Below are 12,477 nucleotides of genomic sequence, written 5' to 3' on the forward strand. Positions count from 1 at the left end.
ATCGACAACTTCGAAACCTGCGCCTTCCATCATCATCGACACAAGGTTCTTACCGATATCGTGGATATCACCCTTCACTGTGCCGATGACCATCTTACCTACGCGCGGCGCGCCGGTTTCGGCCAGAAGTGGCTTTAGGATCGCCATACCACCCTTCATCGCGTTGGCGGCCAGCAACACCTCGGGCACAAACAGAATGCCGTCACGGAAGTCATGGCCGACGATTGTCATGCCGCCGACCAGCGCCTTGGTCAGGATGTCATAGGGCATCCATTTCCGTTCAAGCAGGATGTTGACACCTTCCTCGATCTCTTCCTTGAGACCGTCGTAAAGGTCGTCAAACATCTGCTGGACAAGCTCTTCGTCATCAAGCTCGGACAGGATGATTTCGTCTTCGTCTGACATGGGCATTCCTCTTGAATGGGTGCCGGACCCGGTGCCTAGTTTTTCGAGTTATCGTTCAGAATGTCGCAGTTGGACTGTCCGAATTGCGACATGGCCAGCTTCGCGTGCGACGCGAGCAGACACTTTTGTGTGCCGTTGCATGCTGAAACTCCGCCGAGTTTTGCAAGTAATCTGGCGGATGTTCTCATTATGTTCTATATTGCCGTTATGAAGCATGATCTGCAGACCAGCACACCAAAGGCGCGGGGCGCCGTGTCCAATACGGTCAGCCGCTATGACGCGATTAGCCGCCATTCGGAGGCGGATGGATGGGAGATGGAGGAAGATCTTCCGACACTGCGGACCGAGGTCAGCATTGAGCGTCCGCGCAGCATGATCAGTTACAATAGGTCGCCTGATTTGCCTTTTGATCGGTCGATCAATCCCTATCGAGGATGTGAGCACGGGTGCGTCTACTGTTTTGCGCGTCCCAGCCATGCGTACTTGGGTCTTTCGCCAGGTCTTGATTTCGAGACACGCCTTGTGGCCAGACCTGAAGCGCCCGCCGTGTTGAAGGCGGAGCTGGCACACAAGCGCTACAAGGTCGCGACTATGGCGATTGGCACCAATACTGATCCATACCAACCGATTGAGCGCGAGCATGGTATTATGCGCGCCTGTCTTGAGGTTTTTGAGGCGTGTAATCACCCTGTCGCCATCGTAACCAAAGGCACGTTGATTGAGCGTGATATGGATATTCTTGGCCGCATGGCTGCAAAGGGGCTGGCGCGTGTCGGGTTTTCGGTGACCACGCTCGATCCGGTACTGTCGCGCGCGATGGAGCCCAGGGCGCCGACGCCCAAGCGGCGCCTTGAAGCGATACGCAGGTTGACGGCGGCCGGTATTCCAGTTCGCATCATGGCGTCGCCCATGGTGCCAGCCCTGACCGATCCCGAACTCGAGGCGATCTTGGAAGCAGGCGCGGATGCGGGCGCGGGCAGTGCCAGCTGGATCATGCTGCGACTGCCGCAAGAGGTGTCGCCACTCTGGCAAGAGTGGTTGGCCGTGCACCACCCGAACCGCGCGCACCGCATCATGTCGCGCCTGCGTGAAATGCACGGGGGCAAAGACTACGATGCCCGCTGGGGGCACCGGATGCGGGGCGAAGGACCCTATGCCGAGATTGTCGCACATCGGTTCAAAGTGGCCATCAAGCGTTTGGGGTTGAAGGAAAAACTGCCGCCGATGCGCACAGACCTCTTTCGGCCGCCGCGCGCACCAAGCGCACAGTTGAGCCTGTTCTAGGCTGCACGCCGTCCACGGCGTTTGCGGGTGGGGCGGTTGTCATCGTCACCGGTGCCGTCACTCGCTGAAGAAAATGCACCCAGCGCTTCAACAATTGCATCCAGTGACGGGGCTGGCTGTACCGGGCGGGTGTCCAAGGCCTCGCGCATCTTCTCGAGATGGGCCGGGGTTGTGCCACAGCAACCGCCAACTATGGTCGCGCCACAATTGCGCGCCATGGCGGCATAATCGCCCATCAACTCCGGTGTGCCATCATAATGAATATGTCCATCATGGTATTTTGGAATGCCCGCATTGCCCTTGGCGATGATGGGCAATGTTGTACCGGTGGCGGCAAAGCCCAGCACCGTGCGCAACAGGTCGGATGCACCTGTGCCGCAATTGGCCCCAAAGGCCAGTGGCGGGAAATCCAGCCCAGCGACGAGCGCGGCCATATCCGTGCTGGTCACACCCATCATCGTGCGGCCTGCCGTGTCAAAGCTCATGGTGCCGACCCAAGGCAATTCGGCCCGGGCAAATCCTTCGGCGGCGGCGGTGTATTCTTCGGGGGCCGAAATGGTTTCCAACCAGCCGATATCTGCGCCGCCTGCCTTCAATCCGGCTGCGGTTTCTTGGAACATCTCGACCGCATCTGAGTGGGTGAGGCTGCCGACAGGTTCCATGATATCACCTGTCGGACCAACGGATCCTGCAACGATCACCTTGCGTCCTGCTGCATCCGCGACCTCGCGGCCAATTTCGGCAGCGATCTTGCTCAGTTCGAAGGCGCGGTGGCCTGCGTCGTGCAGCTTGAGGCGTGAGGCATTGGCGCCAAAGGAGTTGGTCAGAAACACGTCGCTTCCCGCGTCAACGGCGCCCTTGTACAGCGCTTTGATTTTTTGTGGTTCCTCCTCGTTCCACAACTCTGGTGCGTCACCTGACATCAGGCCCATGGCAAACAGATTGGTGCCTGTAGCGCCGTCGGCCAACAGAGTGCCTTTTTCGGCCAGAAGAGTGGTCAGAGCGTCGGACATGATCGAACCTTTCGCGCGCGTAATTTTGATCACTTGTCATGCCGCGGAACGTGAAGCCAGTTCATAATTCTCATCTTCATGATGAAGCGCGTTTGTATTTGCCTCTGGCAACCGGGTCGGCAGTGGGTTCGGGGCCCGAATGGTGCGTGCAATGTCACCCAATCCCAGCATCAAGCCAATCCAGGTTGGGGCAGCGGCATATCTGGGGACCCAGCGCGGGGCAAACGCCGATTTGAACTGGCGCAATCCGGTGCCTCCGGCATAACGGACGGCCACCTGCGCCGCCCAACGCCACAGCGGGCTTGCCGGGTCCGGGCAGGCGGTCACCGACGCGAGGCTGACGCGCCTGCAGCCCATAGATTTTGCATCCAGCAGGGCCTTGTGGACAATCGCGTGTACCGTGCCATCCGGTGCGTCTTTGCCATGGCGCATGATGTCGAGACACCAATCCGCCCGGCCTTGATGAAATGTGACAAATCCAACCAGTTCCGAACCTGAATATGCGCTGACAACCCACTGATCACAAACATAGTTCGGGCAGTACCGCCCCATGCTTCCGCCACGGGCTGGGCCGCATTCGGCTTGCCACTCTGCGTCGATCTGGTGTGACTTTCGCCGGGGCAAAGCGACATCTGATCGCAAGGTAATCCCGGCCTTCTCCGCAGTCCGCAGTTTGCGGCGCAACCGGCGGCGCGACGGAGCATCAACACAGTAGTTTTCCAGATCGACGATGGCATCGTCGGCAATGTGCAAAACAGCCCACCTGGCGCGTCTTGCTTTCTGCGTCAACCGTTGCCCGGATTTGTACAGCATTGGGATGCGTCCATGGGACCGCGCGGTGCCGCGCAGCCACCGCAGAACGCTCGCTTCAGCATGGCCTGCCGGATCTGTAAACAGTGTTCGAGTTTGTGGCGTTGGCCAAATTGGTGCTTCGGCACCGGACATTGCTGGATCAATCCGGCCACCGTTCTGGCGCAACGCCTGTGCCTCGCTGCGAGGCAATGTTTGCCACCGCGGTGTCGGCTCGATGCCTTTGGCGGCAGCGGGCAAGGGACGGAACATTGCCAGCATCGCGAGACAGGCCGGTCCAGCGTAATAAACAACACGAAATGCCAGAATTGCCGCTAGAACACCGGCTTCCGCTCCGGCGCCGGCGGGCAGGGCCGACACCAGTATTAATTCGAACGGACCGACTCCGCCGGGTGTGTTCGACATCAATCCACAGCCCAGGGCGACCATGAACAGCGGCAGCAATACCTCAAATGCCATAGTGCCGGGGGGCAGCAACACCCAAAGTGCCGCAGCCGCAAGGGCCATGTCGGCCAGCGCCCAGATCAGGATTGAACCGGCGATGCGCAGGCTGGGCAGTGGAACCTGGTGGCGCCCAATGTTCAAGGTTGGGCACCAGAACAGCAATGCGGCACAAGCGGGCAACAGAACGATGGCGCCGACGGACAAGGGCGTCGTCCAAGCTGGTGCCGGTAAAATGGCGCTGACCAGTCCGGTGACGAAAGCCCAGGCCACGACGAAGGTTAGTGACACCAGTGTGGACAGTTTCAATGCTTGCGTGACGCTCATCCCCGGCAGCATGCGCCACCGCGCTAGGGCGCCAGACACAAGGCCAAAGCCAACTGTTTGACCGATGGCGATTCCCACGGCCCCTGTGATCCGTGCCTGACCTTCCGGTACATCGGTGCCAAGTGTTCGATGTGCCTGCACGTCATATTGACCAACGGCAAAAAAGCTTCCAAGAGTCAGAAAGGAAGCCAGGCCCCACTGAAAAGGAGAGATGTCAGCCAGCTGTTGCGGCAGGCTTGCTACCACGTCCACAGGGATTTGGCGGGCCAGAAGCATGAAACATGCCGCAAGGATCATCATCGGCATGCCGACCCTAAGGGCGGTGCGAACCACCGCCAATGCCTGAATTCTGTGCACGTACCAACCCTTTCCCGCAGTCCCCGATCAAGGGCTAGCGGGCAAGGGTGTGCCATTTCTTAACGGACGTGAGGCAATTGGTGACAATGCAAATCAAAAAGCGCGCGCCAAGACTGGCATGCGCTCAGTTTCGCACTAAGTTTGCGCTTCAAGGCTTTGATTTTATTCCAGTTCGCTCATCAAATGAGCTTTTGCTTCGGCCATGAGTTCAGCCATCTTGGCACGGATTGTAGCTTCATCCGACTTTGTACCAAGGTCACCAGCCACCTTGCGATAAACGTCCTCGTGGCCTGCTTCTTCGAAATCGGATTTCACAACTTCCCGCGCGTAGTCTTCTGCGGCAGCGCCGGTCTTGCCCATTAGGTCGGCGGCCCATAGGCCCAGCAGCTTGTTACGGCGGGCGTCCGCCTTGAACTGCATTTCCGCATCATGGGCGAATTTGTTTTCAAAAGCGCTTTCGCGCTCGTCAAAGGTGCTCATCGGCAAACCCCTTTCTGGCTTATCTTTCCTTCAGATATGCAGGCCAGGGCGCGCCGCGCAACCCCATTGCTTGCGGCATTTGGGTCGATTGCTTATGAGGTGCCCATTGGCGGGGAGACTCATCACCCCCGTACACGCGAAAGGACGCCCATGGCGCGACGCAAGAAGATTTACGAAGGCAAGGCCAAGGTTTTGTACGAAGGCCCGGAGCCAGGCACCATAGTTCAGTACTTCAAGGATGATGCCACTGCCTTCAACGCCCAGAAGAAAGACGTGATTGAAGGCAAGGGTGTATTGAACAATCGCCTGAGCGAATTCTTCATGACGGGCCTTGGACAGATTGGGGTACCGACGCACTTCCTCAAGCGTCTGAACATGCGCGAACAGTTGGTGCGCGCCTGCGAGATCGTGCCGCTTGAGGTGATCGTGCGCAATTATGCGGCGGGGACCATGAGCGAACGGCTTGGGATTGAGGAGGGCACTCAGTTGCCGCGCCCGATCGTCGAATACTGCTACAAGGATGACAAGCTGGGCGACCCGCTTGTGACCGAAGAGCACATCGCCGCTTTTGGATGGGCCAGCCAGCAGGACATGGACGATATCCTGTCCCTTGCCCTGCGGGTCAACGACTTCCTGAGCGGTGTCATGCTGGCCGTCGGTATCCGCCTCGTCGATTTCAAGATCGAGATTGGCCGCGTCTATGACGGTGACTTCATGCGCCTGATCGTTGCAGACGAGATCAGTCCGGACAGTTGCCGCTTGTGGGACATCGAGACAGGCCAGAAGTTGGACAAAGACGTGTTCCGTCGCGATCTGGGCAACTTGGCCGATGCCTACACCGAGGTGGCACGCCGTCTGGGAGTCATGCCCAAGAACGCAGCGCCCATTTCGAAACCGACGCTTATCAATTGAAAGAGACGAACATGAAAGCGACCGTGCATGTGATGTTGAAGAACGGTGTTCTGGACCCACAGGGCGAAGCGGTGCGTCACGCACTTGGGGCATTGGGCTTTGATGGGGTGAACGGCGTGCGCCAGGGCAAGGTTATTGAGCTCGACCTGGCTGAAGGCACGAATGAAGCAGACGTGACGGCCATGTGTGAGAAGTTGTTGGCCAATACGGTGATTGAAAGCTACCGGGTTGAGATGAGCTGAACCGTATTCGGAAAGTGCGGTGGGTTACCTGCCAAATCCGATCAGTTTCACCCCTTCAGTAGTTGCCAAACCCTAATACAAAGGAGCGCGTGACGTGAAAGCTGCCGTTGTTGTTTTCCCCGGATCCAACTGTGATCGAGATTTGGCTGTAGCATTTCGCAATGCGGGTGCGGATGTCGAAATGGTTTGGCACAAGGACACCGAGCTTCCTGCGGGCGTAGACATGGTGGGTGTGCCGGGTGGCTTTTCCTTTGGTGATTACTTGCGGTGTGGCGCCATCGCAGCCAATTCACCGATCTGCAAAGCCGTCAAAGGGCATGCAGAGCGGGGCGGATATGTGTTTGGCGTATGTAACGGATTTCAGGTTTTGACCGAGACCGGAATCCTGCCCGGCGCGCTGCTGCGCAATGCCGGGCTCAAGTACATCTGCAAAACGGTTGGCCTAAAAGTAGAGACATCGCAATCGGCGTTTACCGAAGGCTACAATGCTGGCGATGTAATCGACATTCCCATTGCACATCACGATGGCAACTACTTTGCAGACGACAGCACGTTGAATGCACTCGAGGGCGATGATCGCATTGCCTTCCGCTATACCGACAACCCAAACGGATCGCGCAACGACATCGCCGGTATTCTGTCCGAGAACCGTCGCGTCCTTGGCATGATGCCCCACCCAGAGCGGGCGGCGGACTCAGGCCATGGTGGGACCGATGGACAGGCGCTCTTTCGCGCAGTGGTGGGGCAACTGACATCTGCGTGACTTGAGCCGGAACCATCGACGCCGTAGGTTCCTCTTTATGCCAACTGCTGATCGACCCTCTGCGCCGCGCACATCCGCCACAAGTTGGCGCGTACGAATTGCGCTTGTCCTTTTGACCGTCGCAGCGGTTGCAACCGTCTTTTTCACAAACCGGCTGCTGACAGACAGATTTACCGAAACCACTCGAAACAGGGCGGAACTCAGGCTCGCGCTGTACTCTGGCAACCTGCTTAGTGAACTGCGCCAGAGTCAGATTGTTCCACAGCTTCTGGCGCGCGACCCGACACTGATCGGGGCGCTGAACAGCCAAGATTATCAGCAATCGACACAGCGCCTGATTTCCTTTGTGGAAGAGATCGGCGCGGCTAATCTAAATCTGCTGGACCGTGACGGGCGGACCGTTGCGGCCACGGATCGAAATCGCCTTGGTTCCAATCACCGAACTGAGCCTTTTTTCATTAACGCGCTGCGTGCCAGCGGCACTATTTTCACTCTTACCGAACGTGAAGCCGGTGGATTCGACTTTACCTATTCTCGCCGTGTGACAGCGGGCGGTGATGTTCTGGGCGTGATCGCTGTCGAGGTAGATTTGCAGAAGTTCGAACGCGCTTGGGCTGGAATCTCGGCCGCTGTATTGGTCACAGACAGCGCAGGCCAGATCATCTTGAGTACGGAACCACGGTGGCGTGGACGCACGGAAGAAGATGCACTGGCGCGCCAAACTCCACAGAGCGCAATTGAACGCGCCATTCGCGCGACGGCGGATTGGACGGCGTTGCCGCCCGATGCCTATTTGCAGGGAGAAGGGGTGATGCGTCTTGAGGCGCGCATTCCATTTCGTGGCTGGCGTATGACGTCATTTACCACCTATGCTAGTGTTCGTGAGCGCGTGAACGGAGTTCTCGCGCTTGAGATCATGGGATTCGCCATTCTTTTGGCGCTCGCTTTCTATGCAATGAGCCGCAGGTCGGCTTTGCGGCTGGCGTTGTTCGCGCGGGAGTCGGCAGAGCTTCGCCACCTTAATGTGCAGTTGCAGCGAGAAATTGCCGAGCGAAAACGGGTTCAGGAAGACCTCGCGCAAGCCGAACAAACCCTTGAGCAGTCGTCGAAACTCGCGGCGTTGGGTGAGATGTCGGCAGCAGTCAGCCACGAGCTGAACCAACCACTGGCGGCAATGAAAACTTATCTGGCCGGGGCGCGTCTGTTGCTGCGCAGAAACCGTCCGGATGAGGCGTTGGTTGGTTTTGGTCGTATCGATGATTTGATTGAACGGATGGGTGCGATCACGCGCCAGCTCAAGTCTTATGCGCGAAAGGGACAAGACGCGCTAAGCCCTGTAAATATGGGCGATGCGCTGGCGTCTAGTCTGTCGATGATGGAACCACAACTGCGGCAGCGCCGGGTTCTGATCAACCGGGTTGTACCGCCCGAGCCAATAGAAGTTCTTGGCGACCGGATGCGGATCGAACAGGTGATGGTGAACCTGTTGCGCAATGCCATAGACGCCACCAAATCTGAACGAGAGCCGCAGGTTGATATCATCCTGTCGGCGGGAGAGACGGCAACGCTGACCGTGCGTGACAACGGACCGGGTATTGAGGATTTGGATAGTCTGTTTGAACCCTTCTACACGACAAAGCAGCCGGGCGATGGCGTAGGGTTGGGCCTTGCCATCTCCTCCGGCATTGTAAACGATTTAGGCGGACGGCTCGTTGCCCGTAATGGACAAGCAGGCGGTGCCGTCTTTGAAATGCAGCTTCCGATCCTTGATGATGAAGGCTCGGGAGGTGAAGACAACAAGATCAGAGCGGCGGAGTAAGCCACAATGACACAAGCCATGAAAATTGCCATCGTCGATGACGAGCAGGACATGCGCCAATCCATCAGCCAATGGCTGGCCTTGTCAGGCTACGACACCGAAACTTTTGCTAGCGCCGAGGATGCTTTGAAGGTGTTGGGGCCAGAATACCCCGGTATCGTAATCTCCGATATCAAGATGCCCGGCATGGACGGGATGCAGTTCCTTAAAAAGCTGATGGGCAATGACAGCGCTTTGCCCGTTATCATGATCACGGGCCACGGGGATGTGCCCATGGCGGTTGAAGCCATGCGCGTAGGGGCTTTTGATTTTCTTGAAAAACCGTTCAACCCGGACCGGATGAGCGAGTTGGCCAAGCGTGCCACCGGTGCCCGCCGCTTGACCATGGACAACCGTGCCCTGCGTCGCGAGCTGAGCGACGGCGGCCAGCTGATGAAGAAGCTGATTGGTCAGTCGCCGGTGATGGAGCGTCTGCGCGAGGACATTTTGGATCTTGGTCAAGCCGATGGTCACGTACTGATTGATGGTGAGACTGGCACCGGCAAGACGCTGGTGGCCCATGCTCTGCATGCTGTTGGCAGCCGCGCAGGCAAGAAATTCGTCCTGGTCAGCTGTTCGGCCTGGGAAGAAGAAGCGCTGGCCAAACGCCTGTTTGGTCCCATGCTGCCTGAGGACAGTGCCTTGCCTGCAATCGAAGAAGCCCGCGGCGGGACCCTTGTTCTTGAGGATATCGAGGCCCTGAGCGAAGCTCTGCAGGCGCGGCTCTTGTCCGTGATCAACGAGCAGGGCACCCCGGCTGAAACCCGTATCGTCGGCATCTGCAATATGCAGGAAGCGGGCCGCACGTGCGAGGATGCGCTGCGCCCGGACCTCTACTACCGGCTGGCTGCGCTGAAGATCACCGTGCCGCCACTGCGCCAACGGGGCGAGGACATTCTGACCCTGTTTACCCGGCTGAGCGACCAGTTTGCCGATGAATATGGATGTGAGGCCCCCAAGGTGTCGGCCCAAGAGGCAGCGCAACTGTTGCAGGCCCCGTGGCCGGGCAATGTGCGTCAGCTGATCAACATTGCGGAGCGCGCCGTGTTGCAGGCCCGTCGGGGCACTGGATCAATTGCATCCTTGCTGATGAACGATCACGAGGAAATGCAGCCGGTGATGACCACCGAAGGCAAGCCTTTGAAAGAGTATGTCGAGGCGTTCGAACGCATGCTGATCGACAACACGATGCGTCGTCACAAAGGGTCCATCGCCAGTGTCATGGAAGAGCTTTGCCTGCCGCGTCGGACTCTGAACGAAAAGATGGCGAAGTACGGTTTGCAGCGTTCTGACTATCTCTGATCACCTTACGTGACAGCCTGTTGAAACAAGTGACTGCAGGGGGACTCGGCGGTCATTTTGTTTCGTCTGCGCGCGTGGCATGAGTGCGGCATTGGTGTTGGGAGATTGCTGTGATGATGCCGGATGCGTTCCTGTTTGACATGGATGGGCTGCTTTTGGACAGCGAGCGTGTCTATTCGGCCGTGGCGCAGGAACTGCTCGTACCGCACGGGTTCGCGGCGCGGGACGTCGAGGCGCATTTTCTGACTTTGGTTGGGGTCTCGGGCGACGCAGCGCGGCAGAAAATAGCATCTTTTCTTGGTCACGAATTCGATTTAGCCGGATTTGATGTGGCCTGGCATTCCGAGGTCTCTCGCCGTGTGGCAGAGACCGTACCATTGCGCCCCACGGTGCGAAACAGCGTCGAGCGGTTGGCAGGGCAGGGGGCTAGGATGGCGGTTGTGACCTCGACCAATGGTGACACAGCACGCCGACATCTGGATAAAGCGGGGCTTTTGCAGCATTTCGAAGTGGTCGTCGGCGGAAACGAAGTTCCCGCGCGCAAACCCGATCCCGCACCCTATCTTCAAGCAGCCACGGCGATGGCCGTCGATCCTACCCGCTGCGCCGCGTTTGAGGACAGCGATAGTGGGATTACAGCGGCTGTGCGTGCCGGTTGCATTGCTGTTCAGGTGCCTGATTTGCGTCCTGCTGACCGGCCATTGCCTCCGCTCGGGCAGCGGGTTGCCTCCAACTTGTGGGCAGCCATCGAACAGGTTGGCGGATTTGGTGCTTTCCCTGAGGCACATCAGAACACCCGACGCTGATCCGCTAAGCACGCTTGCCTGTCCTCAACGCTGGTGAGACGGTGCTGTGGTGTGACGTATGTAATTGGTAGGGTCATCCGACGATGAAGATTGTCAGTCTGAATGCCTGGGGTGGGCAGGTCTGGGATGCGCTTGCGTCTTGGATCGCTGGCTTAGATGTGGACGTTTTGTGTCTCCAAGAAGTGACGCGCGCGCCGGTGCCGAGCCCGGAATGGCTTCGCTATGTCGATCCCTATCGTGACTTGGCGCAGCGGGCGGACCTGTTCGGCGGCATTTCTGCGCTGCTTCCTGACCATCAATCCTTCTTCGCGGCGGCTACACGCGGTGTTTTAAAGGATGATGACGGTGCCGCCGTTCCTTCTGAACATGGTTTGGGCTTATGGGTTCGGCGGAACTTGGCGGTTACTCAACTTGCGCAGGGTTTTGTGCATGGGACGTTTCGGCCAGATGGATGGGGCGTCGAACCCGTGCCACGCACTATGCAGGTGGTACAGGTCCAGGATCCCGACACAGATCGGTCGCTTTGCGTGGGCCATTTCCATGGATTGCGGGACCCGTCGGGCAAAGGCGACACGGCGGCCCGCACACTGCAAACAGAACGCGCGATGGGGCTCTTCTGCTCGCTGTGGAAGCAAGACATCCCGGCGGTGCTTGCCGGGGATTTCAACCTTTTACCGGACAGTGCCAGTTTTGCGCAGTTTGCGCAGATCGGGCTACATGACCTGATTGCGCATCACCGCATCATCGACACCCGCACGACGCTTTACAAAAAGAGCCAACGTTTTGCCGATTACATGCTGGTGTCCGATGATCTGCTGGCAACAAGCACATTTGATGTGCCGGCTGAACCTGAAGTGTCGGACCACCGCCCCTTAATCCTTACCATCTGAACGCGCATCGATTCTTGTCCAGGTTGTTTGGCGGTAACTGAGAGACAAGCCCGTCATATGGTGATCTTGCGCGCATTTTTTTACACGGAGAAAGAACGGGAAGAGGCGTCATTTGCCGGTTCGGGCGATTGCCCATTGTCATTTACCCCACCTTCCTCTTATCTAAAGGGACGAAGCAAAGCCGCCTATGTGCGTCGCTTCGTTTGAGTTTCGCTGTTGGACGGAACGGACAGGACACCCTGCCGCAGTCCACAGACCGATTGGGCCAGAAATGGCCAAGGATTGCTGACGCGGACCAAGGTCTGGCGCAGCTTATGAACGGACACGCTGTAGAAAAGCACCGTGTCGGAGAAGAACCGCGATGACGCGCGTGAGGACAGTAGAGTTCCCGGCAGAAGGCCCCTCCGGCTTGATCTGCAGCGCGTCCATATTCGCCCAGACAAGACACGCCCCCAATACGCTTGCGCCGCCTGGTGCAAGGCGATTGCGGGCGCGCAATGGACTTTCATGCCAAAGAAAATGCTTATCGATGCCACCCACGCGGAAGAAACCCGCGTTGTGGTGGTCGACGGAAACAAGGTCGAGGA

13 protein-coding genes are annotated in these 12,477 nt (G+C 58.1%); 8 read left to right on the plus strand and 5 right to left on the minus strand.

What is annotated here, in order from left to right:
* On the minus strand, positions 1-405 hold a 405-nt coding region (locus AC6RA8_RS17150; protein ID WP_500354274.1), incomplete at its 3' end, for a B12-binding domain-containing protein.
* A gap of 189 nt (positions 406-594) precedes the next feature.
* On the opposite strand from AC6RA8_RS17150, the gene AC6RA8_RS17155 reads away from it, so the two are divergent.
* A complete protein-coding gene (locus AC6RA8_RS17155; protein WP_500354276.1) occupies positions 595-1,689 on the plus strand; it encodes a PA0069 family radical SAM protein in 1,095 nt (364 codons plus the stop codon).
* On the opposite strand, the gene bmt is transcribed toward AC6RA8_RS17155, so the two are convergent.
* The 3 genes from bmt to AC6RA8_RS17170 all read right to left on the minus strand — a co-directional run bounded on the left by bmt (position 1,686) and on the right by AC6RA8_RS17170 (position 5,117).
* On the minus strand, positions 1,686-2,702 hold the full coding sequence (gene bmt, locus AC6RA8_RS17160; RefSeq protein WP_500354277.1) for a betaine--homocysteine S-methyltransferase: 1,017 nt from the start codon (positions 2,700-2,702) through the stop codon (positions 1,686-1,688). The two genes, AC6RA8_RS17155 and bmt, sit on opposite strands and share 4 nt — an antisense overlap.
* A gap of 36 nt (positions 2,703-2,738) precedes the next feature.
* Complete coding sequence (locus tag AC6RA8_RS17165; protein ID WP_500354279.1) at positions 2,739-4,637, minus strand: phosphatidylglycerol lysyltransferase domain-containing protein; 1,899 nt, start codon at positions 4,635-4,637, stop codon at positions 2,739-2,741.
* Between the two features lie 162 nt (positions 4,638-4,799).
* Positions 4,800-5,117, minus strand: coding sequence for a DUF1476 domain-containing protein (locus AC6RA8_RS17170; RefSeq protein ID WP_500354281.1), 318 nt, complete (start codon positions 5,115-5,117; stop codon positions 4,800-4,802).
* Between the two features lie 150 nt (positions 5,118-5,267).
* Here AC6RA8_RS17170 and purC point away from each other — a divergent pair, with 150 nt between their 5' ends.
* The 7 genes from purC (at position 5,268) to AC6RA8_RS17205 (ending at position 11,890) form a co-directional block, all read left to right on the plus strand.
* Complete coding sequence (gene purC, locus AC6RA8_RS17175) at positions 5,268-6,029, plus strand: phosphoribosylaminoimidazolesuccinocarboxamide synthase (protein WP_500354282.1); 762 nt, start codon at positions 5,268-5,270, stop codon at positions 6,027-6,029.
* 11 nt (positions 6,030-6,040) lie between these two features.
* Positions 6,041-6,271 (plus strand): phosphoribosylformylglycinamidine synthase subunit PurS, encoded by a 231-nt coding sequence (purS, locus tag AC6RA8_RS17180; protein ID WP_500354284.1) that lies wholly within the window; start codon positions 6,041-6,043, stop codon positions 6,269-6,271.
* 94 nt (positions 6,272-6,365) lie between these two features.
* A complete protein-coding gene (gene purQ / locus AC6RA8_RS17185) occupies positions 6,366-7,034 on the plus strand; it encodes a phosphoribosylformylglycinamidine synthase subunit PurQ (protein WP_500354286.1) in 669 nt (222 codons plus the stop codon).
* 37 nt (positions 7,035-7,071) lie between these two features.
* Positions 7,072-8,853, plus strand: a complete 1,782-nt coding sequence (locus AC6RA8_RS17190) for a sensor histidine kinase (RefSeq protein ID WP_500354288.1) — start codon at positions 7,072-7,074, stop codon at positions 8,851-8,853.
* A 6-nt stretch (positions 8,854-8,859) separates the two neighbouring features.
* Positions 8,860-10,194, plus strand: coding sequence for a sigma-54-dependent transcriptional regulator (locus tag AC6RA8_RS17195; protein WP_500354290.1), 1,335 nt, complete (start codon positions 8,860-8,862; stop codon positions 10,192-10,194).
* Between the two features lie 113 nt (positions 10,195-10,307).
* Positions 10,308-11,000 (plus strand): HAD family hydrolase, encoded by a 693-nt coding sequence (locus AC6RA8_RS17200; protein WP_500354292.1) that lies wholly within the window; start codon positions 10,308-10,310, stop codon positions 10,998-11,000.
* An 83-nt stretch (positions 11,001-11,083) separates the two neighbouring features.
* Entirely contained in the window at positions 11,084-11,890 is an 807-nt protein-coding gene (locus tag AC6RA8_RS17205; RefSeq protein ID WP_500354294.1) for an endonuclease/exonuclease/phosphatase family protein, read from the plus strand.
* Positions 11,891-12,202: 312 nt separating this feature from the next.
* On the opposite strand, the gene AC6RA8_RS17210 is transcribed toward AC6RA8_RS17205, so the two are convergent.
* The coding region (locus AC6RA8_RS17210) for a hypothetical protein (RefSeq protein ID WP_500354296.1) at positions 12,203-12,477 on the minus strand (275 nt) is incomplete at its 5' end.

This window comes from Tateyamaria sp., from assembly GCF_059783535.1.

What these genes read in the sequence shown, in the direction of transcription:
- AC6RA8_RS17195 (WP_500354290.1), top strand. Translation starts at nt 8,860, where the DNA reads ATGACACAAGCCATGAAAATTGCCATCGTCGATGACGAGCAGGACATG.
- AC6RA8_RS17155 (WP_500354276.1), top strand. Translation starts at nt 595, where the DNA reads ATGTTCTATATTGCCGTTATGAAGCATGATCTGCAGACCAGCACACCA.
- purS (WP_500354284.1), top strand. Translation starts at nt 6,041, where the DNA reads ATGAAAGCGACCGTGCATGTGATGTTGAAGAACGGTGTTCTGGACCCA.
- AC6RA8_RS17200 (WP_500354292.1), top strand. Translation starts at nt 10,308, where the DNA reads ATGATGCCGGATGCGTTCCTGTTTGACATGGATGGGCTGCTTTTGGAC.
- bmt (WP_500354277.1), bottom strand. Translation starts at nt 2,702, where the DNA reads ATGTCCGACGCTCTGACCACTCTTCTGGCCGAAAAAGGCACTCTGTTG.
- AC6RA8_RS17190 (WP_500354288.1), top strand. Translation starts at nt 7,072, where the DNA reads ATGCCAACTGCTGATCGACCCTCTGCGCCGCGCACATCCGCCACAAGT.
- AC6RA8_RS17170 (WP_500354281.1), bottom strand. Translation starts at nt 5,117, where the DNA reads ATGAGCACCTTTGACGAGCGCGAAAGCGCTTTTGAAAACAAATTCGCC.
- purC (WP_500354282.1), top strand. Translation starts at nt 5,268, where the DNA reads ATGGCGCGACGCAAGAAGATTTACGAAGGCAAGGCCAAGGTTTTGTAC.
- AC6RA8_RS17205 (WP_500354294.1), top strand. Translation starts at nt 11,084, where the DNA reads ATGAAGATTGTCAGTCTGAATGCCTGGGGTGGGCAGGTCTGGGATGCG.